Here is a 24,791-nt window from a genome sequence, read left to right on the forward strand (position 1 = left end):
CGCGGCCTGTTCACTGCAGGCGCTCGAGGACCTTGAGGAAGAGTCCCAGGGAGTCTTCGAAGATCTCCTTGGTCCCGCCTCTGTCCTCGACCACCTCGGGTGATCGCTTGATCGTCTGTCCCGCATGGTTGAGCGGGACGCGGCAGAGCTGGGTGAGCATGCGCGCGCTGCGCTGGGCGGAGTCCTCGGTCGAGAACTCCTGTCCGAGGTGGCGCAGGCGTCGCAGCACATGGCCGGCGACGATCTCCTCGAGAGCCTCTGCCCGGTCGAAGCTCTTGCTCACGAGTTCGGGGTAGAGGGCGAAGAGGCGGCGGCGCCTGGCCGGCATCTCCGGATCGACGGAGCCGATGAGCAGCGCTTCGCGGACGAAACGCGCTGTGTCCTCGGCTAATGTGTCGAGCCCGGAGTCCGCATAGACGTAGTCGTCGGCAAGGCTCTCATCGACGCTGACGTCGGCGCCGAGGCCGACGATTGCGTCTTCCTTCGTCTCGAAGTAGTTGAAGAAGGTGCGCGTGGACACGCCTGCGTCGGCGGCGATGGTCGCCACGGTCGCGAAGGTGAGACCATCTTCGAGGACTCGGGTGATCGCGGCCTCGTGGAGGGCGCTGCGGGTCAGCCGGGCCTTCTTCGAGCGCAGGGATTCTTCAACAGGCATAAGACCATTTTGCATCTCATGCAAACTTTCACCAACTGCAAATCTGCAATTGTGCACTATTTCACTGTGTGCAACCCTGCCCGGACGGTGCAGCGGCCTTCCGCCTCTGCTGTCGAACACGCATCACACGGAGATGCGTCACATGAGCATCTTGAGCCTGGCGCGATGCTGCTCGAGGGTCTGGAGCTGACCGAGCAGAGTCGCCTGCCCAGCACCATCGGCAGTGTCCTGCCGCTGCAGGCGGGAGTGCAGCTCCTTGGCGATGCGTTCGAGGTCGTAGTCGAACAGGCGGGCGACGATGCCGCGGGCGAACCGGTCGATGCCGGTGTCTTCGATGATCGGCAGCGGGGTGACGATCAGCTGTGCGACATAGGGTCGGAGATCCTCGGCGCTGGCTTCGAGGACTCGCTCGGCCCATTTCGACTGTTCGGAACCGGCCGAGCCCAGTCCCCCGGCGGCCTTGATCGCGTCTTGGATCCGCCGGTAGCCGGGGTGTTCGAAGGCCTTGGCCGACAGCGAGTCGAAGAGCTTCGCGTTGACGGCCTCCGGGTGCTGGAGAGCGACCATGAGGACGCCCTTCTCCGTCTTCAGCCGGGCGGGGCTGATGGGGGCGGAGAGGTTCGAGACGTCGGGGCGTTCCTCATAGACGTATTCGATCCCGCGTTCGTCGGAGATCTCCCCCGCCGAGGCGGCACCGGGCTCGCGTCCGGTCCCGACCGGTCCGGCCCCGCCCGCGGCTCCGGTGCCGGTTGCAGGTCTCTGCCCTGCTGCGGATCCCTGCCGTGCCGCGGGCCCAGAGCCCGTCCCCGTCGCAGACCCTGCGGAGCCGCCCTGCCCTGGTGCCGGCGGTGCGGGCGGTGCCGGCGGCGGGCCCGCGCGGAAGTTCGTCTGCGGGGAAGGCGCCTCGGCGGTCTGGCGGTTCTGCTTCGGCTTCCGCTGGGCAGTGCGCACAGCGGTCTCCACTTCGTCGATGTCGACGCCGATGCGTCCGGCGACGAAGCGGTAGTAGTGGGTGAGGCTGTTGCGGTCGCGGATATCGGTGAGCACATCGGCGGCGGCCTTGACTGCGGAGATCCTGCCTTCGACGGTGTCTAGGTCGAAGCGCGCGATCGCCGTGGTGATGACGAACTCGAAGAGGGGTTTGCATCCGTCGATGAGTTCGCGCAGGGCCGCATCGCCCTTCTGCATCCGCAGGTCGCAGGGGTCGAGTCCATCGGGTTCGACGGCGACGAAGGTCTGCGCGGTGAACAGGCTCTCGAATTCGAAGGCCTTGAGCGCGGCCTTCTGTCCGGCGGCGTCTCCGTCGAAGGTGAAGATCACCTGTCCGGTGGGATCGTCGCCGAGGAGACGGCGGATGATCTTCACGTGTTCGGCGCCGAAGGCGGTGCCGCAGGTCGCCACTGCCTGATCGACTCCGGCCAGGTGGGCGGCCATGACATCGGTGTAGCCTTCGACGACGACGACGCGTTTGGTCTTCGCGATCGACTTCTTCGCCAGGTCGAGGCCGTAGAGGACCTGGTTCTTGTGATAGAGCGCGGTCTCCGGGGTGTTGAGGTACTTCGGACCCTTGTCATCGTCGAAGAGTCTGCGGGCGCCGAAGCCGATGGTTCGGGCGGTCATGTCCTTGATCGGCCAGATGACGCGTCCGCGGAACCGGTCGTAGATGCCGCGGCCGCCTTCGCTGGCCAGGCCGGCGGCGAGGATCTCCTCGTCGGTGAATCCTGCCTTGCGCAGGTGGGAGGTCAGCGCGTCCCAGGACTTCGGGGCGAAGCCGATGCCGAACTCGCGGCTCGATTCGGCGGGGAAGCCGCGACCGGACAGGAACTCGCGACCGATCTGGCCGGCCTCGGATTCGAGTGCTTGGGAGAAGAATCGCTGGGCGACCTCGTGCATCTCGAGCAGACGCTGTCGACGGCTGGCCTGTTCCCGGTCAGGGCCTTTCCCGTCTTCGTAGCGCAGATGCATCCCGGCCTTGCCGGCCAGTGTCTCGACGGCTTCGACGAAGCTGAGCTGTTCGACCTTCTGCAGGAAGGTGAATACATCGCCGGACTCTCCGCAGCCGAAGCAGTGGTACATCCCGACCTGCGGGCGCACGGTGAACGACGGCGTCTTCTCGTCATGGAAGGGGCACAGCCCCTTGAGCGATCCGATGCCCGCGGTCTTGAGTGTGACGAACTCTCCGATCACCTCGTCGATGCGGGTGCGGGTGCGCAGTTCGTCGATGTCCTCGCGCTTGATGAGTCCGGCCATGGTCTAGAGCCGATCCTCCGCCCCGGCGTTGAGGTGGTGGTACAGGGCCCATGCGGAGTGGTCGGTCAGGGAGGCGATCTGGTCGACGATGACGCGCAGCCGGGCCGCGTCATCGGCGGCTTCGGCATGGTCGGCGCGGAACATCGGGTCGAGGTGCTCCGGATTCTCCGCGTACCATTCGGCGAGATCGCCGATGACTGCGGCCTGGATATCGTGGAGCCGCAGGCGGTCCTCGGCGACCATGACGGTCAGCGTCGCCATGCCCTTGAGCACGGCGATCTCGACCGCTGTGGCCTCGGGGACGACGAGTGAGGCCGAATAGCGGGCCAGCGGCTCCCACCCGTACTCCTCACGAGTCGCCGATTCCGCGGCGCCGATGAACCGTCCGATGAGCTGGCTGGTCATGTGCTTGAGGCTCGCCTGGGCGCGGCGCGAGCCGTCGAAGGGCTCCCCGGGCCAATAGGCGGCCGCCTGGAGCCGACTCAGCGCCTTGTCCATCTCTGCGTCCGTGGTCTCCGGCAGGTACCACTGGCGGGTGATCTCGAACAGTGCGGCCCGACGGTTCTCCGAGGCCTGGCTGGAACCGAAGTCGGCGAGGTCGAGGTGGCCTGCGACGACGGCGTCTTCGACGTCGTGGACGGAATAGGAGATGTCATCGGCTAAGTCCATGACCTGGGCTTCGATGCATTTCTTGCCGTTGTCGATGCCGGAGCGGTAGAAGTCGAAGACGGCGCGGTCATCATCGTAGACGCCGAACTTGCGCACCCCGGAGTCGCGGCGGCCGGCGGTGGCTTCGGCGCGCGGCCACGGGTACTTCGTCAGTGCGTCGAGGCTCGCCCGGGACAGGTTGAGTCCGGCCGGACGCCCATCCTCGGCGATGACCTTCGGTTCGATGCGGGTGACCAGGCGCAGGGTCTGCGCATTGCCTTCGAATCCGCCGATGTCCTTGCACAGGGCGTCGAGGATCGTCTCCCCGTGGTGGCCGAAGGGCGGGTGTCCGAGGTCGTGGGACAGGCAGGCGGTGTCGACGATATCGGGGTCGCAGCCGAGGTAGCGGGCGAGTTCGCGTCCGACCTGGGCCACTTCGAGGGAGTGGGTCAGGCGGGTGCGCACGAAGTCGTCAGTGCCGGGCGAAACGACCTGGGTCTTCGCACCGAGGCGGCGCAGACCCGAGGAGTGGAGGACGCGGGCGCGGTCACGTTGGAAGGCCGAGCGTCGTGGATTCTTTGCCGGTTCGCGCACCCACCGTTCCTCGTCCCATGGCGTGTAGACCGCCACGGTGCCCGTCCGCACCGAGGTGTGCGGGTGAGTGTCGAAGGGCATTCTCATCCTCCAGAGATGTCGAGTTCGGCCTCCGACAGCAGCGATTTCCCGCTGGGGTCGAAGATGCGGGAGTCCAGCCAGCCTTCGGGCAGGTGCGGCTTCTTCGGTCTGGTCGTGCGTCCGCGGGAACCTTCGGCGGCTTCTCCCGGATAGGGAGCGTCGCGGTCAAGCTGGTCGAGCAGCCCGGCCAGCTCCTCGAGCGAGGAGACCATGGCCAGCTGACTGCGCAGCTCTCCCCCGACCGGATAGCCCTTGAAGTACCAGGCGATGTGTTTGCGCAGGTCACGCACACCGTAGAACTCGTCTTCGAAGTGGTCGACGAGGTACTGCCCGTGCTTGTACACAGCCTGCCCGACCTCGGCGAGGCCGGGACGATGGCGTTCATCGCTGCCGTTGAGGGCATTGGCGAGGTCGCCGAACAGCCAGGGGCGTCCCTGGCAGCCGCGGCCGATGACGACGCCGTCGCAGCCGGTCTTGGCCATCATGTCCAGGGCATCCTCGGCGGCGAAGATGTCACCGTTGCCGAGCACCGGCACGGTGTCGCCGAGGTGGTCCTTGAGTCGGGCGATCGCGTCCCAGTCGGCGGTCCCCGAATAGAGATCGGCGGCCGTGCGGCCGTGCAGCGCGACGGCGGCGGCGCCAGCATTGCGTGCGGTCTCGGCGGCATCGAGGAAGGTGGTGTGATCTGCGTCGATGCCTTTGCGCATCTTCACGGTCACGGGGATCCCGCCGCGGGCCGCCTCGGTGACGGCGGTCGTGACGATGGCCTTGAACAGATCCTGCTTCCACGGCAGGGCGGAGCCGCCGCCTTTGCGGGTGACCTTGGGCACGGGGCAGCCGAAGTTGAGGTCGATGTGATCGGCCCGGTCCTCCTCGACGAGCATCCGCACGGCCTGGCCCATCGTCACCGGATCGACTCCGTAGAGCTGAACCGAGCGCGGGGTCTCGTACGGTTCGTGGTGGATGATGCGCATGGTCTTCGGACTGCGCTCGACGAGGGCACGGGTGGTGACCATCTCGGTCACATAGAGACCAGCCCCGTACTCGCGGCACAGGCGGCGGAAGGCGGTGTTCGTGATCCCGGCCATCGGGGCGAGCACGACCGGTGAGGACAGCTCGATGGGGCCGATGCGCAGAGGTGCTGCGGGCTTCGGGGATGCGGTTTCTGGGGCAGGACTGATAACACTCACGAGACCATTATCCCAGTGCAGTCAAAATCGCACATTCTCGCCCTCGTTCTCCGTCTCCGTCATGGCCCGATCTGCTGCGCTGTTCTGCGGGCTTCCCCGTCCTGTTGCGTCATCTCTTCGTGTCAACCGAATCGGTGCGCAGAAATTCCCGGACGTCCCATTCGATGTCGACGGCGAGTTCGGCGGCGAGCCGATCGTCGTGGGTGACGATGACCATCGCCCCGCCGAATCCCTCGAGCGCGGTCACGAGGGCTTCGAGTGAGGACAGGTCGAGGTTGTTGCCCGGTTCGTCGAGGATGAGCAGCTGCGGGGCGGGATCCTGGAGGAGCCCTGCGGCGAGGGCGACGCGGAAGCGCTCACCGCCGGACAGCGTCGCACAGATCTGGTCGGTGCGGCCGGCACGCAGTCCCATCGCAGCGAGCACTTCGTGGACGCGGTGCGGATCGAGGCTCGGGTTGTCTGCGCGCACAGCCTCCATGACGGTGAGTTCGGGCGGCAGCCGGTACTGCTGGTCGAGGTGGGCCGCAGGAACGCCGACCGTGATCGCCAGCTCCCCGAAGAGCTCCGCGACCGGCGGGCCGGGTTCAGCGGTTGCTCGGCCGTATTCGACGACTTCTGCCTCCCCGCCCGCAACGGGGGCTGTCGGACCCGCGCCGCCTCTCGCGCCGAGCTCTCGGTCCTCTCCCGCGGCCGACATGATGGCGGCGAGCAGAGTGGACTTGCCCGCTCCGTTCGGTCCGGTCAGTCGGATCCGCTCGGGTCCGACGAGCTGCCGCGGTCGTTCCAGGCTCACCGAGGCGACCTCGAGGACGCGTTTGGATGCGTGCACCTGAGTGTCCGGCAGGTCGAGGCGTACGCTCGCTGAGCGGCGCAGCGCATCCTTGGCAGTGGTGAGTTCGTCCCAGGCCGCTGATTCGTCGGCGGCTTTGTCGCCGCGGCGTTTGGCTGCAGACTTCTCCGCGAAGTGAGCCATAGCGTTGGCTGCGATCCGGGGACGACGCTTATTCAGTTTGTCCTTCGCCCCTTTCTGCTCGCTGCGGGCGAGTTTCGTCTCCAGTTCGATTCGCTGTCGCTTCTCGACCTGGTGGGACTTCTTCGCATCGGTGACCTTCTGCTGTTTCGCCTCCTCTTCGGCGGCGACCATGGCTTCATAGTCATCGAAGTTCCCGCCGTAGACGCGCAGACGGTCGGTCATCTCGATGATCGAGTCCATGTGCTCGAGCAGGGTGCGATCATGTGAGATGACGAGCGTGGGACCGCGACGGGCGGTGAGCAGGGAGCTCAGCAGCTGCCGACCACCCTCGTCGAGGTTGTTGCTCGGTTCGTCGAGAATGAGCCAGTTGTCCGCGACCAGAGCCGCCCGTGCCAGGCCGATGCGGGTGGCCTGTCCGCCGGAGAAGCTGCTGAGGCTGCGATCGAGGTCGCCAGGGTCCAGCTGCAGGCCGAGATCCGCTGCGGCCGCCAGCGCCTGCTCTTCGATGTCCCAATCGTCGGCGATGAGCGCGAAATCGGTTTCGCCCGCGTCCCCGTTCAGCGCGCGATGCAGTGCAGACCGGACGTCCGCAATGCCGAGGGCCGCGTCGACGCGCTGGGCCGAATGCGGCAGCAGCTGGTCGACGTAGACGGCGCTGTCCGCGCCGGTGATCGTGCCGGTGATCCTGCCGAGGGTGGCCGGCATGTGGCCGGCGAGCAGTTTCGCGAAAGTCGATTTGCCGATCCCGTTGTCACCGACCAGTCCGACAAGTTCGGCCGGAATCGTGGCGGTCAGCTGGGAGAAGATCTCGGTATCGTCGCCGAGGCGGTAGTCCAGTCCGGAGACAGTGATTGCTGAAGGCATGAGGGTCCTCATTTCGTGTACGCAGAAGCGCCGCGGGCCCGTGGCACCCGCAGTTCACGGCATGAGGATTCACTTCACTGTCGAGACGTCCTTCGTCGGGAATGGAACACAATCAAGGGTGGACGAATCGCCTCGGCGAGTCAAGACCTGCCCCGATTACCCCTTCTTACTACCTGACGGCGCCCCAGCAACTTGGCGCCAGGGTGCTGGGAGCCCGTCAGGTAGTTCCGGGGTTTGGGCGATCGGCCTCAGACGATGATGAGCATGAGTTCGGCAGGCTCGTCGTGCGGGTTCGCCAGCTGGTGCGGCACGTCCCCGGGCGCCTGGGCGCAGTCCCCGGCGTGGAGTGTGGTGCGACGGTCGATGGTGACGATCTCGATGCTGCCGGAGAGGATGAAGAAGCTCTCACGCGATCCGCTGCGGTGGGCGGCGAATGCCGATGTCTCGCTGCGGGGGTCCAACCTGTAGTGGACGACGTCCATGTTCTCGATCGCCGACGGCAGGTCCCGACGCCGCACTCCCCGCCCGAAGTCCGATGAGGTCGGGATCGCCTCGGCGCGGGTGATCGTCACTTCGGGGGCGGCGAGGAGTTCGCCGACATCGACGCCGAGGGCGCGGGAGAGCCCCATCGCGTTCGAGACCGAGGTGTCCTGCTCTCCTCGTTCGATCTTCGACAGTGCGGCTCGGGACAGTCCCGCCCTGGAGGCGAGTTCGTTGAGGGTGAGATCGTTGAACTTGCGCCGCGCTCTGATGCGAGCTCCGAAGACGCGTGCTCCGAGGTCCTCTTCTTTCACCATGGTCGAATCATAGACTATTCTTGAATAGTAGACGCATTTCTCACAAAGGAAACTTGTGCCCATGACGGCAGTGCTGGCCATCGTGCCGATCTTCGTGGCGATCGCACTGCTCCTATTCAAGCAGAGTTCGTGGATCGCGGCGCTGGCCGGAGCCGTCGCCGCGGCGATCCTCGTCGCACTCGTCTTCCCAACCCCCGCCTCGGTGCTGGTGGAATCCGGTGTCGACTACTTCCCCCTCATCCTCGAGGTCGCACTCATCCTGCTCTTCGGGATGGTGCTGGCCCGGCTGCTCGAGTCCGCCGGGGCGATGTCGCAGATCTCCTCATGGGTCGAGTCCCGCTCCCCCAGTCGCCCGCTCGGCGTCGCGCTCGTCGTCTTCGGCCTCGTGCCCTTCGCCGAGTCGGTCACGGGCTTCGGGATCGGTGTGACGATCGGAGTGCCGGTCCTGCGGCACCTCGGGTGCTCCCTGCGACAGTCCGCGATCCTCGGACTCCTCGGCCTCATCGCCGTGCCTTGGGGCGCCCTGGGGCCCGGCACCACGGTCGCCGCAGCCCTGGCCGGACTCGACGTGGACGAACTCGGCTTGGCCACCGCATGGCTCAACGCGATCCCGGTCATCATCGTCACGATCGCGGTGATCGCGATCATGCGCCCTTCTCCCGCCTCGGCGCTCGGGATCATCGGGGCCGCCGGGCTGATGTGGGCGGGCATCCTCGCTGCCAGCTATGTCATCGGCATGGCCCCGGCCGGAATCGTCGGCTCGCTCCTCGTCATCATCGTCATGGGCACGGTCTTCATCCTCCGTCAGCGCAGCGCCGGCCTCACTCGGGACCTGGGGCTGGCCGTGCTGCCCTACGGCTCGCTGACGATCGGACTCCTGCTCGCGAGGTGGCTGCATTCGGCGCTTCCGTCGGTGCCCACCCAGATCATCTCCTCACCTCCGTTCTGGCTGGCCGTCGCCTGTCTCATCGCCGCCATCCGGGTGCCCGGCCGGGGAGGCGTCACACGCTCGGCCGCACGGTCATGGGTGCCCATCGGAGTGGGCACGGCAGCGTTCATGCTCATGGGCTGGATAATGACGACGACGGGGATGAGCGAGGCCATCGGCGCGGCGATGCCGGCCGGGCTCATCCTGCTCACCCCCTGGCTCACCGCCGCCGGCGCCGTGCTCACAGGGTCGAACACAGGGGCGAACTCGATGTTCACCGGCACACTGACGGCCGTGGCCGGCTCCTCCCATGTGGCTGCGCTGCCGGTCGTCGCGGCGGGCAACGCCGCAGGATCACTGGCGGCCCTGGCCGCTCCTCCCCGGGTGGCGATGGCGGTGCAGATGGCCGATGCCTCCACCCCCGCCTCGGCGCGGGACATCGCCTGGGTCCAGGGTCGGGCGCTGACCGTGGCCGGGATCGACGCGCTTCTCCTGGGGCTGTTCATCCAGTTCTTCGCGTGAGCGGGACACAATTCGTGAGCGCGGGATCGTCCGGCTAGGACGGACGTGACTCGGTTCAGCCTGTCACGCGCGGGTGTTCTCGTCGTCAGACGCGGGTGTTCTCGCCGTCAGACGCGGATGATCTCACGGGGGAAGTGCGTGAACGGTTCGCACCCGGTGTCGGTGATGAGGACCGGCTCGGACAGTTCGATGCCGTAGCCGTTCATCCACATTCCGCCGATGAGGTGGAAGGTCATGCCCGCTTCGAGGATCTGATCATCCTCGGTGCGGATCGAGATCGTCCGCTCGCCCCAGTCCGGCGGATAGCCGATGCCGATCGAATAGCCCAGCCGGCTCGGCTTCTCGAGCCCGGACAGGGCGAGCACACGGTTCCAGGTGCGGGCGAGTTCAGCGGTGGGCACCTCAGGTGCGGCGACCTCGAGAACTGCGGTGAGCGCCTCGGCGACGACGCCCTCGAGTCGGACGAGTTCCTGTTTCGGTCGCCCCGTCACCGCGGTCCGCGCCAAGGGCACATGGTAGCGGCGATGGACGCCGGCGAGCTCGATGCTCACGGACTCATCGGCCTCGAACTTCCGATCGGTCCAGCTCAGATGCGGGGTGTCCGCGCTCTCGCCGGTGGGCATGAGCGGGACGATCGCGGGATAGTCGCCCCACACCCCGTTGCCGCCGCGGGTCTGCGCCTCGGAGATCGCAGCGGCGACCTCGTTCTGCCCGACTCCGACCCCGATCGTTCCCAGGGCGGCGTCCATGGCCGCCGTGGTCACCTGCGCGGCCTTGCGCATGAGTGCGATCTCGGCCGGGGACTTCACAGCACGGATCCAATTGACCAGTTCGAAGGAATCGACGAGCCGCCACTCGGGCACCCCGTTGACGAGCGCGCGGAAGGCGCGCGGGGAGAAGAAGTGCGAATCCATCTCAACTCCGACCGGTGAGGTCGAGGCGCGGGCGACCTCCCAGCGCTGACGCAGCGCGAAGGCGACCCAGTCGAAGGGATGGATGTGGGGGCGCTGCACATAGCGTTCGGGGTAGCCGACGATATCCTCCGGCGGCAGCCAGGAGGTATGCGAGGCCCCGCGCGCATCCATATCGCGCATGAACAGCGTCATCGGCCCCGATGACGGCACGAAGAGCAGCTGCGGGGTGTAGAAGGACCAGGCGTTGTACCCGGTGAGGTAGTAGATGTTCGCGGGGTCGGTGACGATGAGTGCGGCCAGCCCCTGGTCGACCATGCGATTGCGCACCGATGCGATCCGGCCGAGGTACTCCTCCGGAGTGAACGACAGCTCGTCGGCTCCGATCGAATCGACCTCACCGGGAATCGGCTGCTGACGAGCCTTGACCTCCTGGTTCGCCTGCCCCTGCTCGGCACCGGGCCGCATACCGTAGACATCGGGGCGATTATCTTCGCCGCCGTAGAACAGCTCACCCTCATTCATGGCTCCAGTGTGGTGATCCTCCTCACAGCCTGTCAATCACTGCGGATGGGCGTGTTGTCAGCGGCGATTCCGCACATTTCTGACGAATCCAGAATCAAACAATTTCAGTTTCGACGGATTTCGCACGCCACACGGGGCATTTCAGCAGAATCAGTGGTAGATTGGGCTGAGACGAACATCACGGAGGTGAAGAATGGACCAGTTCCTGCCGAACGGCGGCGGTTCCCGACTGGGAAATCTCGATGAGAAATCGAAGGCGATCATCGTCGAACTGCAGCACGACGGAAGGAAGTCGTATTCGGCCATCGGAAAGTCCGTGGGACTGTCCGAGGCAGCTGTGCGACAGCGGGTCTCGCGGCTCATCGAGTCCGGAGTCATGGAGATCGTCGCCGTGACGGATCCCCTGAGTCTGGGCTTCGCCCGGCAGGCGATGGTGGGGCTGAAGGTCCGCGGGGACATCACCGCGGTCGCCGATCGACTCCACGACTACGACGAGATCGACTATCTCGTCGTGACCGCAGGTTCGTTCGATCTTCTCGTGGAGATCGTGTGCGAATCGGATCGGCATCTGATCGAGTTCGTCAATGAGGAGCTCCGCTCGATCGATGCCGTCGTGGACACGGAGCTCTTCATGTACCTCTCACTCGAGAAGCAGAAATACAATTGGGGGACGCGATGACAGAGAATGTCACCAGGGCCGGCACTCCTTATCAGGATGCCATCCGCAACAACGTGTGGATGCACATGTCACCACACCAGTCACTGTTCAACGGTGGGGAGGCGCCGGTCATCGTACGCGGCGAAGGTCACCACATCTTCGATGACAAGGGCAAGAAGTACATCGACGGTCTCGCCGGCCTGTTCACCGTGCAGGTGGGACATGGGCGCGAGGAGATCGCGAAGGCGATGTACGACCAGACGCTGAAGCTGCCGTTCATGCCGCTGTGGTCCTACGCTCACCCGCAGGCGATCGAGGTCTCCGAGCGCCTGGCGAACTACGCGCCGGGCGACCTCAACCGAGTCTTCCTCACCTCCGGCGGCGGCGATTCGGTCGAGTCGGCGATGAAGTTGGCGAAGAACTACTTCAAACTCGTCGGAAAGCCGGGCAAGCACAAGATCATCTCGCGTGCCACGGCCTACCACGGCACACCGCACGGTGCGCTGTCGGTGACCTCCCTGCCGGGTCTGCGTGAGCAATTCGCGCCCCTCGTCCCCGGAGCTCACAAGGTGCCGAACACGAACTTCTACCGGGCGCCCGAGCACCTCGCCCATGACGAGAAGGCCTTCGGACGCTGGGCCGCCGACCGCATCGGTGAGGCCATCGAATTCGAGGGTGCGGACTCCGTCGCCGCAGTCTTCCTCGAGCCCGTGCAGAACTCCGGTGGCTGCTTCCCGCCGCCCCCGGGATACTTCGACCGTGTTCGCGAGATCTGCGTTGAGCACGATGTGCTGCTGGTCTCGGACGAGACGATCTGCGCCTATGGTCGCGTCGGCGACATGTTCGCCTGCAACGACTTCGGCTACGTCCCCGACATCATCACCTCGGCCAAGGGCATCACCTCCGGGTATGCGCCGCTGGGTGCGATGATCGCCTCCGATCGGCTCTTCGAGCCCTTCGGCCCCGGCGGGGACGAGACCTTCTACCACGGCTACACGTTCGGCGGACACCCTGTCGCCTGTGCCGCAGCCATGGCGAACTTCGACGTCTTCGAGGCCGAGAAGCTCAACGATCACGTGCACGAGAACGCAGCGGCGTTCAAGTTCACGCTCGAGAAGCTCAAGGACCTGCCGATCGTCGGAGATGTCCGCGGTGAGGGATTCTTCTACGGAATCGAACTCGTCAAGGACAAGGACACGAAGGAGTCGTTCACCGATGAGGAATCCGAGCGGATCCTGAAGAACTTCGTGTCGGCGAAGATGTACGAGAACGGCCTGTACTGCCGTGCCGACGACCGTGGTGACCCGGTCATCCAGCTCTCTCCCCCGCTGACCGTGGGCCAGAGCGAGTTCGATGAGATGGAGCAGATCATCCGCGGCGTCCTCACGGAAGCCTGGACCAAACTCTGACCCCAGTTACTACCCGACGGGCCCCCAGCAACCTCGCGCGAGGTTGCTGGGGGCCCGTCGGGTAGTTCTAGAACGTGGTGGGAGGCTGCTCAGCGGCCGCGGTCGCGATCGAGGAGTCGGGCCTCCCTGCGCGTGAGCGGAGCGGCCGTGCCGGGTTCGTCCTCTTCCGCTGTCGGTGCGGTCTGCCTCTGTGGGCGCAGCCCCGAGCGGACGACGAGGACTCCGAGTCCGGTCGTCAGTGGGATCGCAATGACCAGCCCGATCGAGCACACGAGGATGCTCACCACCTCCACGGACATGTCTCCGAGGGTGAATGTGTCGAACAAGGGCTGATCGTGGGCGGAGACGATGATGAGCGTCATCAGCGCCGAACCCACATAGGCGAAGGTGATCGTGTAGACGGTCGAGGCGATGTGGTCGCGGCCGATGCGCATCTCGCGGGCGAAGAGCTGCGCCGGCTTCATAGTCGGTGCCGCCGTCGCCAGCTCCCAGACGGCCGAGGCCTGAGTGATCGTGACGTCGTTGAGCACTCCGAGGCCGGTGATGAGGATCGCGCACACGATGATGTCGGTCATCGCCAGATCCGTCGTATCGACGAGCAGGTAGCCGTCCTCCGAATAGGCGATGCCCAGGTTCGCCCACGACGTCATCCACGCACCGAGGATGCCCGTGATGACGATGCCGAGCACCGTGCCGAACAGGGCCGTCGATGTCCGTGCCGAGATTCCGTGAGCGAGGTAGAGGGCGATGACCATGATCGCGCTCGCGGCGACCATCGCCACGAGCAGCGGCGGTCTGCCATCAAGCATCGCCGGCAGCATGAACACGAACAGCACGGCACCGGCGAACCCGAGTCCGATCAGCGCCCGCAGACCACGCAGGCCGGCGACGAGGAGGACGACCACAGCGTAGAGGATCGCCAGTGCCAGCATCGGCACATCCCGGTCGAAGTCGATGAAGACGTAGTCGGTGCCCAACTCGGCACGGTCCGGTGACTGCGTGAAGTCGAGGACCTTGACCGTGTCACCGACGTCCACTCCGGCCTTGACGGCGTCGGGTGTGACGTAGAGACTGCCTTCTCTGCCTCCGGCTTCGACCGTGTAGCGCGTGCAGTCGGCGCGGATCATCGGGTCCGTCTCCCCCGCCTCGCATGCGGTCGCGTCGACACCGGTGACGGTCGCTTCGGTGGACGAGGCGCCTTCGGCGGAGTTCGTCGTCGGCCCTCCTCCAGGCAGCTCCGTGTCCGTGTTCCCGGGCCACAGCAGCACGATTCCGACGATCGTGACGAGCACGAGCGGAATGAGGCAGGCGATCATGATCAGGCGAACCCGCGGCGAGGCCTTCGGTTCGTGTTGGGACGTCATATGCATGGCGGGCCTTCAGGAGGTGGCTGACCGATGAAAGAACTACCCGACGGCGCCCCAGCAACCTTGCGCCAGGTTGCTGGGGCGCCGTCGGGTAGCAAATGGGAGGTGTCAGGCTCCGCCGAGGTGGTCGGCCAGGTACTTCTCCACCTGGTCGATGCTCACACGTTCCTGGCTCATGTCATCACGCTTGCGGATCGTGACCGCCTGGTCGTCGAGGGTGTCGAAGTCGACGGTGATGCACAGCGGGGTGCCGATCTCGTCCTGACGACGGTAGCGGCGGCCGATGGCGCCGGCATCGTCGAAGTCGATGTTCCAGCGCCGACGCAGACTGGCAGCCAGTTCCTTGGCCGCAGGGGTCAGCTTCTCATTGCGGCTCAGCGGCAGCACCGCGGCCTTGACCGGGGCAAGGCGCGGGTCGAGCTTGAGCACGACGCGCTTGTCGACCCCGCCCTTCGTGTTCGGTGCCTCGTCCTCGGTGTAGGCCTCGACGAGGAAGGCCATCATCGACCGGGTCAGACCGAAGGAGGGTTCGATGACATACGGGGTGTACCGGTCGCCGCTGGCCTGATCGAAGTACTGCAGCTTCGCCCCGGACACCTCGGTGTGGGTGCCGAGGTCGTAGTCGGTGCGGTTGGCCACACCCATGAGCTCGCCCCATTCGGATCCTTGGAAGCCGAAGCGGTATTCGATGTCGATGGTTCCGGCCGAATAGTGCGCTCGATCCTCGGCGGGCACGTCGAGGCGGCGGACATTGTCCTCGGAGATGCCGAGGTCGAGGAACCAGGCCCAGCACTCTTCGACCCACTGCTTGTAGTAGTCATCGGCCTCGTCCGGGTGGACGAAGTACTCGATCTCCATCTGCTCGAACTCACGGGTGCGGAAGATGAAGTTGCCCGGAGTGATCTCATTGCGGAAGGCCTTGCCCACCTGGCCGATGCCGAACGGCGGCTTCTTCCGGGCAGCGGTGAGCACATTGTTGAAGTTCACGAAGATGCCCTGCGCGGTCTCCGGACGCAGGTAGTTCAGTCCGGACTCCGAGTCGACGGGACCCAGGTAGGTCTTGACGAGCCCGGAGAATTCCTGCGGTTCGGTCCACTGACCGCGGGTTCCGCAGTCGGGGCAGACGATATCGGCCATGCCGTTCTCAGGGGCCTTCTTGTTCTTCGCCTCATAGGCCTCGACGAGGTGGTCCTCGCGGTGGCGCTTGTGGCAGTTGAGGCATTCGACGAGCGGATCGACGAAGGTCGCGACGTGACCGGAGGCTTCCCACACGCGCTTGGGCAGGATGATCGAGGAGTCGAGGCCGACGACGTCTTCGCGGCCGCGCACGAACTGCTGCCACCACTGAGACTTGATGTTGTCCTTGAGCTCCACGCCCAAGGGACCGTAGTCCCATGCCGAGCGGGAACCGCCGTAGATCTCTCCGGCTTGGAAGACGAATCCTCTGCGCTTGGCCAGGGCGATGACGGCATCCAACTTGGACTGTGCCACTTGTTCTCTCCTTGATTCAGTTCGCCGACGGCCGGCTGCCGTGGCGCGCAGGTACCAGCCTAACTGGTCACGTCGCCGCTTCCTCAATGACGGCCCGACCTGCCCAGATACCCGTGTCCGACCTGCCCCGATACCCGTTCGCGGTCACGCGAGGGGAGCGCGGTAGGCGCGCAGCTGGAGCCCAGGGGGCGACTGATCTCACATTCGGATTCTCCCTCAGGAGCCACCTCGGTGCGGGTGCGGCATGTAGACTTGGGGCACACCCAAACCTATTCTCCGTACCGACGTTTTCACGTCTGTCCAAGCGAGTTCTTGGATCTCTACGGTTTCGGCCCGGATTGCTCACGAAGATTGCACAAGCGGCCGCTGGGTAGATCGCCACTACAGTCATCTGCGATCAAGTGTGTGCCGACGTGAGAGAGATCACTCATGACCGATGTGTCCGCAACCGACGAAACCACTCCGAGATTCTCCGAACTGGGACTTCACCCGCTCGTGCTCAAGGCCGTAGAGGCCCAGGGCTACGAGATCCCCACCCCCATCCAGGCCGAGACGATCCCGACCCTCCTGTCGGGCCGTGACGTCATCGGTCTCGCCCAGACCGGAACCGGTAAGACCGCAGCGTTCGCCCTGCCGGCCCTGTCCGACCTCGCCGAGGCGGGGCGCGCCGACGATGGCCCGTTCGCTCTCGTACTCACCCCCACTCGCGAACTCGCGATCCAGGTCGCCGAGGCGTTCACCTCGTATGCGACGAACCTCGACGACTTCTCCGTCCTCCCGATCTACGGCGGTCAGGCCTACGGCCCGCAGCTGGCGGGTCTGCGCCGCGGTGCGCAGGTCGTCGTCGGCACCCCGGGCCGTGTCATCGACCACCTCAAGAAGGGCTCCCTGAAGCTGGGCAGCCTCAAGCACCTCATCCTCGATGAGGCCGACGAGATGCTCAAGATGGGCTTCGCCGAGGACATCGAAGAGATCTTCAGCCAGGTCGGCCCGGACCGTCAGGTCGCTCTGTTCTCGGCCACTATGCCGACCTCGATCCACCGGATCACCGGCAAGTACCTCGACGATCCGAAGGAAGTCCGGATCGCTGCGAAGTCGCAGACCGGTGCGAACATCCGTCAGCGCTACTTCATGGTCCAGCACTCGCACAAGCTCGACGCCCTGACCCGCATCCTCGAGGTCGAGCAGTACGAGGGCATCATCATGTTCGTGCGCACCAAGCAGGCCACCGAGGAGCTCGCGGAGAAGCTGCGTGCCCGCGGCTTCAAGACCGCCGCGATCAACGGCGACATCCCGCAGCAGGCACGTGAGCGCACGATCGATATGCTGCGTGAGGGCAAGATCGACATCCTCGTCGCCACCGATGTGGCTGCGCGTGGTCTCGACGTCGAACGCATCACGCTCGTCGTCAACTATGACATTCCGCACGACACCGAGTCCTATGTCCACCGCATCGGCCGAACCGGTCGTGCCGGACGCTCCGGTGAAGCGATCCTCTTCGTCACCCCGCGTGAGCAGCGCATGCTCGGCTCGATCGAGCGCGCTACGAAGCAGAAGGTCGAAGCGCTGACCCTGCCGAGCGTCGAAGAGCTGACGAACACGCGTGTTGAGAAGTTCACCAAGCGCATCGACGATGTGCTGGCTCAGACCGAGCTGTCCGAGCTCACCGACGTCATCGAGCAGTACTCGCTCTCCCGCGATGTTCCTGCCTCGAACATCGCCGCAGCCCTGGCCTCCCTCGTCCTCGAGTCGAACACGCTCAAGGCCGAACCGATGCCGGAGCCGGCACGTCGCCAGGGACGCGACCGCGATGGCGGCCGTGACGGCGGACGTCCGGGTCGCGGCGGACGCGCCCGTGATGAGAACATGACGACCTACCGTCTGGCCGTGGGACGCAACGAGCGCCTGCAGCCGGGTGCCGTGGTCGGTGCGATCGCGAACGAAGGTGGCATCACCTCGAAGCAGATCGGTCATATCGACATCCGTGCGAACCACACGCTCGTCGACCTGCCCAAGGATCTCGATCCCTCGGTGCTGCGCAAGCTCGCACACACTGAGATTCAGGGCCGCCCCATCGACATCCGGCCCGATTCAGGTCGCCCGGGACGCCCGTTCAAGAAGCGCAACTTCGACAAGCAGCCCGGTGACGGCCGCAACTTCCGCGGTGATCGCCGAGGCGGCAAGAAGTTCGGCGGACGCGGCAACGACTACGCCCGCGACCGCTACTGATCATGCCGACATCGGCGTAGGCGTCACCATTCGTCGGCAACGGCCCCGCAGCATCGAGCTGCGGGGCCGTTTTGTGTGTGGCGATCTCGCCGGTCGAACCGCGCTGCCTGAACCGCGGCTGCCTGAACCGCGCCGCCTACCAGCTTGGTGAACCGACAGCAGCTTGGTCCATGCACCAAGCTGGTGTCAGTTCACCGAGCTGAAGCGGACGTGAACGCGCTCAGGCCGAGGGCGTGTCGACGGCTCCGCCGAAGCGACGGTCACGTCGGGCGTACTCTTCGATCGCGGCCCACAAAGTGCGCCGATCGACGTCTGGCCACAGCACGTCCTGGAAGACCATCTCCGCATAGGCGGACTGCCAGAGCAGGAAGTTCGAGGTCCGCTGCTCCCCCGAGGACCGCAGGAACAGGTCGACATCGGGCACTCCGGGTGCGTAGAGGCGGGAGCGAACGGTCTTCTCCGAAACCTTGCCTGGCCTGAGCTTCCCGGCGGCCACCTCGGCGGTGATCTCATTGATCGCGTCGACGATCTCGGACCGTCCCCCGTAGTTGACGCAGAACTGGAGCACCAGGCCGGTGTTGTGTTTGGTCATCTCGGCAGCGGATTCGAGTTCGTCGATGACCGACCGCCACAGCCGGCCACGCCGCCCGGACCACACGATCCGCACACCGAGTGCGTTGAGTTCGTCGCGGCGACGGCGGATGACATCGCGGTTGAAGCCCATGAGGAAGCGCACCTCTTCGGGTGAGCGTTTCCAGTTCTCCGTGGAGAACGCGTACGCAGACAGATAGTCCACGCCCATCTCGATGGCGCCGTGGATGACGTCGAGCAGTGAGGCCTCACCGGCCTTGTGCCCTTCCGTCCGCGGCAGTCCCCGCTGGTTCGCCCACCGACCGTTGCCGTCCATGACGATCGCGACGTGGTTCGGCACGAACTTCGCGTCGATGCGCGGAGGCTCCGCTCCGCTGGGGTGGGCCGGTGGTGCGGGATAGCTCATGTGCTCTCCAGAACTCTCAATGATCTGATGTTGCGTTCGAGGTGCCACGACACCCAGTCGGAGACGAGCTTCGAGCCGTCGATCTGATCGTGTAAGTCAGACGCCTCGGCACGCTCCCAGTCGCCGGACAGCAGCGCGGCCATATGTTCGAGGGCGTCGGTATCGGGCAGTGCCGCCCCGGAGGGTCGGCAGTTCGTGCAGACGGCCCCGCCCAGGGAGGCGGAGAACGCGCGGTGTGGTCCGGGTCGGCCGCACTGAGCGCAGTCGAGCAGGCTCGGGGCCCACCCGGCCACGGACATCGCGCGCAGCAGGTAGGCATCCAGCGACAGCCTCGGCGGGTGTTCGCGGTTGCACAGTGAGCGGATCGCGGACACGAGGAGGAGGAAGTGGGTGCGAGATTGAGGTTCGACTTCGGTGATGCTGCGTGCGGTCTCCGCCATCACCGAGGCGGCCGAATAGACATCGAAGTCCGTGGCGATTCCGCGGGCGAAGGGTTCGATGAGCTCGACCTGGGTGACGATGTCGAGGTTGCGTCCGACATGGCATTGCACGTCGATGAGCATGAAGGGCTCGAGGCGGGAGCCGAAACGCGATTTCGTCCGCCGCACCCCCTTGGCGACGGCCCGGACGAGGCCATGGCTGCGGGTGAGCACGGTGACGATGCGGTCGGCTTCGCCGAGTTTGTGCCCCTGCAGCACGATGCCTTCATCACGATAATTGTGCACCCGCCCATTATCGCAGAGCGCGGCGGGGAATCATCCCCGCCGCGCTCTGCGACTGCTGTGAGATCGACCGCGGCGTTCTCCGCCGGAAGCTTCAGGCCTGACGGTCCCGGGCTGCGCGGTTGACGGCCGAGACGACTGCCTTGAGCGAGGCCTTCGTGATGTTCGGGTGCAGTCCGGCACCCCAGACGACGCGGTCCTCGACCGCGAGCTCGACGTAGGCGGCGGCCATGGTGTCGGCGCCGGAGCCGATTGCGTGCTCGGAGTAGTCCTGCAGGCGGACATCGACATCGAACTGGTCGATGAGGATCTTCACGAGCGCGTCGATCGGCCCATTGCCGCGACCTTCGTACGTGCGTTCCTGACCGTCGACGATGAGGTCGACCTCGATGCGCTCGGCGGAGGAACCGGATTCGTCGACATTGCCCGACTCTGTGCGCAGACCCACGATCTGGAAGCGGCCCCAGGCCTTCTCACGGTCGTCGGCGGGCAGGTATTCGTAGTTGAAGATGCGACGGATCTCTTCGGCGGTGACCTCGCCGCCTGACTCGGTGTGCTGCTGCACTGCGCGGGAGAATTCGACCTGCATGCGGCGCGGCAGGTCGAGGCCGTATTCGCTCTTGAGCAGGTAGGTCACGCCGCCCTTGCCGGACTGCGAATTCACACGGATGATCGCCTCATACGAGCGTCCGAGGTCCTTCGGGTCGACCGGCAGGTAGGGCATGTCCCATTCCATGAGGTCGACGGGCGTGCCCTGGGCGTTCGCCTTCTTCTCACGGTCGGCGAAGGCCTTGTTGATCGCGTCCTGGTGCGAGCCGGAGAACGAGGTGAAGACGAGGTCGCCGCCGTAGGGGTGACGTTCGTGGACGCCGATCTGGTTGCACTCGGTGACGGTGTGGATGACTTCGTCGATGTCCGAGAAGTCGAGTTCGGGGTCCACGCCCTGCGTGTACAGGTTGAGGGCGACGGTCACGAGGTCGAGGTTGCCGGTGCGCTCACCGTTGCCGAACAGGCAGCCTTCGATGCGGTCGGCTCCGGCCATCATGCCCAGCTCCGCGGCGGCGACGCCGGTGCCCCGGTCGTTGTGCGGGTGCAGGGACACGGCCACTTCGTCGCGGTAGGGCATGTTGCGGCAGAACCATTCGATCTGGTCCGCATAGGTGTTGGGAGTTCCGCGTTCGACAGTGGCGGGCAGGTTGACGACGGTTTCACGACCGGCGGCCGGCTGCCACATGTCGAGCACGGAGCCGACGATGTCGAGCGCGAAATCGGGTTCGGTGTCGACGAAGATCTCCGGCGAGTACTGGTATCCGAAGTCCGCGTCGGAGAGCAGCGACTCCGCGTGCTTCATCACCGCCTGTGTGCCCTGCAGGGCGATATCGCGGGTCTGGTCATAGCCTTCGCCGTCGAAGCCGAAGACGACCTTGCGGAAGACCGGGGCGGTCGCATTGTAGAGGTGGACGGTGGGCATCTTCGCGCCGACGAGGGATTCGACGGTGCGCTCGATGAGGTCCTCTCGGGCCTGCGTGAGCACGGAGATGCGCACATCGTCGGGGATCGCGTCCTGTTCGATGATCTCGCGGACGAAGTCGAAGTCGACCTGGCTGGCGGCGGGGAATCCGACCTCGATCTCCTTGAAGCCGAGCTTGACGAGCAGATCGAACATCTTGCGTTTGCGGTCCGGCGTCATCGGATCGATGAGTGCCTGGTTGCCGTCACGCAGATCGGTGCTCAGCCAGCGCGGGGCCTTGCGGATGAGTTTGTCGGGCCATGTCCGGTCGCGCATGTCCAGGTTGATGCGGTCCTGGAACGACTTGTATTTGCTGAACGGCATCGGAGTGGGCTTCTGCAGTTTCATGATTCCTCTATCTCAGTTTCTCAACGCTTGACCAGCATAGGAAGACTCCGCGACGAGTGTGCTGTCCGTTCAGGACTCGTCGCGGCAAGGAAGGAGGAGGAACCTGTGTGCCACAGCATCACCGTAGACCTCAACCTTCCGTCAGACCCAATGATGTCCACATCCTAAGATCGCCGAGGCGGCCCTGCTCCCTCACTTGAGGAAGTCGACCGAGGCGCGGCGGACGTTGAATCCGACTCCCGAGTCGTCGGACTTGCATTCCATGCCCTCTTCGGAGGACGTGCAGGTCATTCCCTCGGCGGAGATGGATTCGCCGTAGCCGAGCACACGTGCGGCACCGCCGGATTCGGGGGCTTCGACACAGGAGAATCCTGCGCCCTCCTTGTTTGCCACGACGATGGCGCCCCAGTCGTCGAGTCGGCAGTCATCGGGCTTCGCCGGGGGCGAGTAGTCGTAGTCCTTGATCACGCAGCGGGCGCGTTCGGAGTCGATGGTGCAGGCGATATTGCCTGACGGGGACGTGAAGGACTCCTTGGCCACAGGTGGTTCGGAGCTGCCTGAGTCGGTGGGTTCGGGGTCGTCGGTCTGTCCGATCGACGGTTCGTCCGTGGGAGCGGCCGAGGTGTCGTCGGAGCCTTGGGTGGAGTCCCAGACGATGTAGCCGACGATGCCGAGGGCGAGGACCAGCGCAATCGTCGCAAGCACCCACAGCCATACCGGGACCTTCTTCGTCTCGGGCCGGTGACCATACGGTCCTCCGGGTCCTCCGGGTCCGCCGTAGCCGCCCGGTCCGACAGGGCCACCCGGTCCGCCGGGACCACCGTAGCCGGGTCCATCGGGGCCGTGGGGGCCTGGACCGTAACCGCCTCCTGCGGCACCGGCCGGAGCTGCGGCGTAGGCAGGAGCGTATCCGGCAGGCATCGGCTGCGGTCCCCCTGGTTGAGATCCGCCAGATTGAGCCCCGCCAGCCTGAGCCCCACCGGGGTGAGCCCCAGCGGGATGGGACCCGCCGACCTGCGCTTCACCGGGTGACGGCATTGCCTGCGGCTGCCCTGCGGCAGCGTGTCCGGCCGCCCCGAATTCCTGGCCCCATCGGCCCTCGTGCGGATGTGCTGAGCCTGAGGAATGCGCGGGACCTGAGGTATGCGCAGAGCCTGAGGCTTGTGCGGGATCCGACGGATGCTCGGCACCCGCCTGGGCAGTCGAGTTCGGCAGCGGGTTCCACTGCTTCGGCGCCGAGGCGGCTTCTGCCGCGGCGATGTCCTCGGAGTTCGCTTTCCGCGGCGCGGCGGGAAGTCCACCGGTTTCGTATCCGTCAGCCGCGGCGAGCTGACGCAGCTCCTCGAGGCTGAGGACCTCGGTGGCGTCGGTGCCGTCGGATTCGACCATCGACCGCAGCCTCTTCAGTTCTGCGGGGGTCAGCGCTTGAGTAGAACCATCCGCGGCCGCGGACTCGTCCTGGCCGATGAACAACTGCGTTGTGATCGACTCCGGAGACTCCTCGGCCGGTTTCCGACGCCCGGGGCGCGGAGGGTGGTTCGGCACGGGTGGAATGCTCATATCGTCATTTTCGCATAGTCATTACTCAGGAGTTCTCAAGGTTCATGAGATGATAGCCGCATGTCCAATGGTGTCCACCGGCGTGCGAGCGTGCCTGCGTTCCTTGCGCTCACTCTGCTGCTCACCGCCTGCGGCACCGATTCCGACGGCGGGGGCGAATCCGCCGCGAACGTCGAATCCACTGCTGTGGCCGCTCCAGCCCAGCAGACGAGTTTCGGCGACTTTGCGGCTCCGGAGCAGGTCTCACCTGCCGGTGCCGATTCCGGCCAGTCCCCGGACAGCGCAGACCAGTCCCCAAACGATGCCGCCACCGACTCCGGCCAGGCCTCGAGCGACGCCGAGGCGAACGGCCCCGCCCATGAGGTTCCCGTTCCCGGGCTGGCGAAGGAGTATGCGGACCAGATCCCCGAGGAGACCTCTCAGGTGCTCGTCGCGACCTCGCCCGATGCCGATTCGGAGAACTCGACGCTGAGCTTCTTCGAGTTCGAGGACAAGAAGTGGAAGAAGCTCAAGACATTCTCAGCTCACAACGGCAGCAACGGCTGGCTGAAGGATCGACGAGAAGGCGATAAGACGACCCCGATCGGCGTCTTCACACTCAGCGACGCCGGAGGATTCAAACCGAACCCGGGCACGAAGCTGCCCTACACTCAGGACGATCGTCTGCCCTCGTCGGCGACAGTCGCCTACGGTGCGGACTACGAATCCGTGTTCGACTACATCATCGCCATCGACTACAACCGCAAACCGGGAACCCCGCCCACGGACAAGACCCGGCCGATGGGCTGGGACAAGGGCGGCGGAATCTGGCTGCACCTCGACCACGACTCGGGGACGAATGGCTGTGTGACCCTCGACGAGGCCGACCTCACATGGATCATGCGCACCATCGACCCCGATGACCATCCGCGCATCGCCATGGGCCCCGAAACCGAGCTGAAGAAGTAGGAGCCAGTGCGCCGCCTCATCATCTCCCTCGTCCAATCCATCAACGGATCGTTCGCGCAGGACAACTGGTCGACCGGGGTGTCGACCGAAGCTGATTTCCGCAATTTCATCGCTCTGCGCCGTCGGGCCTCAGCGCTCATCATCGACCGTCGCACCGCGCTCAACCCGCAGCTGCCGGTCATCAACGCTCCGGGCAAGGCCCTCGAACACACGCCCGTGCACGTGCTCACTGAATCGGATCCGGACCTCCTGGCCCGACAGCTCGGCGATATCGGGGTGGATTACCGCGCCCGTCAGTTCACCCGGGACACCCTCGCCGAGGTGGTCGCCTCCTTGGCAACGCGCGCCGACACTGACGCCGGTGAGGATCTCATCGTGTGCGAGTCGGGTCCGAACCTCGCCTTCCGCCTGCTCGAGCACTACCCGGGTGCCGAACTGCTGCTGAGCATCAGCCCCCGCTACATCCATACGGCAGGCAGTCATTTCTCGGGCCTGCAGGCTGACATCGAGCTGCGGCTCATCGAGGTCCGCACCGAAGACGATCAGGTCTTCCTCCGCTACCGCAGAGCCTGACCACTCGCCCACAGCTGACGACGGCGGACAGCTGTCCCTGC

Annotated in this window: 19 protein-coding genes; 6 read left to right on the top strand and 13 right to left on the bottom strand. The window is 65.5% G+C overall.

The genetic code is table 11. The features are described 5' to 3' along the window. Positions 1-10: 10 nt before the first annotated feature. The 6 genes from L1F31_RS10520 to L1F31_RS10545 all read right to left on the bottom strand — a co-directional run bounded on the left by L1F31_RS10520 (position 11) and on the right by L1F31_RS10545 (position 8,052). Positions 11-655, bottom strand: coding sequence for a TetR/AcrR family transcriptional regulator (locus L1F31_RS10520; RefSeq protein ID WP_265417248.1), 645 nt, complete (start codon positions 653-655; stop codon positions 11-13). 138 nt (positions 656-793) lie between these two features. Continuing rightward, positions 794-2,905, bottom strand: a complete 2,112-nt coding sequence (gene dnaG / locus L1F31_RS10525) for a DNA primase (protein WP_265417249.1) — start codon at positions 2,903-2,905, stop codon at positions 794-796. 3 nt (positions 2,906-2,908) lie between these two features. Further along, positions 2,909-4,228, bottom strand: a complete 1,320-nt coding sequence (locus L1F31_RS10530) for a deoxyguanosinetriphosphate triphosphohydrolase (RefSeq protein WP_265417250.1) — start codon at positions 4,226-4,228, stop codon at positions 2,909-2,911. 2 nt (positions 4,229-4,230) lie between these two features. Then, positions 4,231-5,418 (bottom strand): tRNA dihydrouridine synthase DusB, encoded by a 1,188-nt coding sequence (gene dusB / locus L1F31_RS10535; RefSeq protein WP_265417251.1) that lies wholly within the window; start codon positions 5,416-5,418, stop codon positions 4,231-4,233. 109 nt (positions 5,419-5,527) lie between these two features. Continuing rightward, entirely contained in the window at positions 5,528-7,255 is a 1,728-nt protein-coding gene (locus L1F31_RS10540) for an ATP-binding cassette domain-containing protein (protein WP_265417252.1), read from the bottom strand. Positions 7,256-7,503: 248 nt separating this feature from the next. Then, on the bottom strand, positions 7,504-8,052 hold the full coding sequence (locus L1F31_RS10545; protein ID WP_265417253.1) for a helix-turn-helix domain-containing protein: 549 nt from the start codon (positions 8,050-8,052) through the stop codon (positions 7,504-7,506). A gap of 61 nt (positions 8,053-8,113) precedes the next feature. Here L1F31_RS10545 and L1F31_RS10550 point away from each other — a divergent pair, with 61 nt between their 5' ends. Then, entirely contained in the window at positions 8,114-9,502 is a 1,389-nt protein-coding gene (locus L1F31_RS10550) for an L-lactate permease (protein ID WP_265417254.1), read from the top strand. A gap of 107 nt (positions 9,503-9,609) precedes the next feature. Here L1F31_RS10550 and L1F31_RS10555 read toward each other — a convergent pair whose 3' ends face one another. Next, positions 9,610-10,938 carry a M24 family metallopeptidase gene (locus tag L1F31_RS10555; RefSeq protein WP_265417255.1) on the bottom strand — a complete coding sequence of 443 codons (1,329 nt, stop codon included), beginning with the start codon at positions 10,936-10,938 and terminating at the stop codon, positions 9,610-9,612. A gap of 193 nt (positions 10,939-11,131) precedes the next feature. Between L1F31_RS10555 and L1F31_RS10560 the strand changes: the two genes are divergently transcribed. Beyond that, entirely contained in the window at positions 11,132-11,617 is a 486-nt protein-coding gene (locus L1F31_RS10560) for an Lrp/AsnC family transcriptional regulator (protein ID WP_265417256.1), read from the top strand. Beyond that, a complete protein-coding gene (locus L1F31_RS10565; protein WP_265417257.1) occupies positions 11,614-13,005 on the top strand; it encodes an aspartate aminotransferase family protein in 1,392 nt (463 codons plus the stop codon). Before L1F31_RS10560 ends, L1F31_RS10565 begins: the two co-directional genes overlap by 4 nt. 89 nt (positions 13,006-13,094) lie before the next feature. Here L1F31_RS10565 and L1F31_RS10570 read toward each other — a convergent pair whose 3' ends face one another. Both L1F31_RS10570 and L1F31_RS10575 read right to left on the bottom strand, forming a co-directional pair. Then, positions 13,095-14,369 (bottom strand): YibE/F family protein, encoded by a 1,275-nt coding sequence (locus tag L1F31_RS10570; RefSeq protein ID WP_265417258.1) that lies wholly within the window; start codon positions 14,367-14,369, stop codon positions 13,095-13,097. A gap of 111 nt (positions 14,370-14,480) precedes the next feature. Beyond that, entirely contained in the window at positions 14,481-15,863 is a 1,383-nt protein-coding gene (locus tag L1F31_RS10575) for a glycine--tRNA ligase (RefSeq protein WP_265417259.1), read from the bottom strand. A gap of 429 nt (positions 15,864-16,292) precedes the next feature. Between L1F31_RS10575 and L1F31_RS10580 the strand changes: the two genes are divergently transcribed. Continuing rightward, complete coding sequence (locus L1F31_RS10580; RefSeq protein WP_265417260.1) at positions 16,293-18,092, top strand: DEAD/DEAH box helicase; 1,800 nt, start codon at positions 16,293-16,295, stop codon at positions 18,090-18,092. A gap of 220 nt (positions 18,093-18,312) precedes the next feature. Here L1F31_RS10580 and L1F31_RS10585 read toward each other — a convergent pair whose 3' ends face one another. The 4 genes from L1F31_RS10585 to L1F31_RS10600 all read right to left on the bottom strand — a co-directional run bounded on the left by L1F31_RS10585 (position 18,313) and on the right by L1F31_RS10600 (position 23,229). Continuing rightward, positions 18,313-19,089 carry an isoprenyl transferase gene (locus L1F31_RS10585; protein ID WP_265417261.1) on the bottom strand — a complete coding sequence of 259 codons (777 nt, stop codon included), beginning with the start codon at positions 19,087-19,089 and terminating at the stop codon, positions 18,313-18,315. Then, positions 19,086-19,814 carry a DNA repair protein RecO gene (gene recO / locus L1F31_RS10590; protein ID WP_265417262.1) on the bottom strand — a complete coding sequence of 243 codons (729 nt, stop codon included), beginning with the start codon at positions 19,812-19,814 and terminating at the stop codon, positions 19,086-19,088. The genes L1F31_RS10585 and recO overlap by 4 nt, the downstream gene beginning before the upstream one ends. A 91-nt stretch (positions 19,815-19,905) precedes the next feature. Beyond that, entirely contained in the window at positions 19,906-21,672 is a 1,767-nt protein-coding gene (leuA, locus tag L1F31_RS10595; protein ID WP_265420427.1) for a 2-isopropylmalate synthase, read from the bottom strand. Positions 21,673-21,861: 189 nt separating this feature from the next. Beyond that, entirely contained in the window at positions 21,862-23,229 is a 1,368-nt protein-coding gene (locus L1F31_RS10600) for a DUF6636 domain-containing protein (RefSeq protein ID WP_265417263.1), read from the bottom strand. A gap of 60 nt (positions 23,230-23,289) precedes the next feature. Here L1F31_RS10600 and L1F31_RS10605 point away from each other — a divergent pair, with 60 nt between their 5' ends. Then, positions 23,290-24,177, top strand: a complete 888-nt coding sequence (locus tag L1F31_RS10605; RefSeq protein WP_265417264.1) for a L,D-transpeptidase family protein — start codon at positions 23,290-23,292, stop codon at positions 24,175-24,177. A gap of 6 nt (positions 24,178-24,183) precedes the next feature. Then, positions 24,184-24,750: a dihydrofolate reductase family protein gene (locus L1F31_RS10610; protein ID WP_265417265.1), complete on the top strand. Its 567-nt coding sequence runs from the start codon at positions 24,184-24,186 to the stop codon at positions 24,748-24,750. Positions 24,751-24,791: the final 41 nt, after the last annotated feature.

The sequence above is a fragment of the Brevibacterium spongiae genome (assembly GCF_026168515.1).
Classification (GTDB): Bacteria; Actinomycetota; Actinomycetes; order Actinomycetales; family Brevibacteriaceae; genus Brevibacterium; species Brevibacterium spongiae.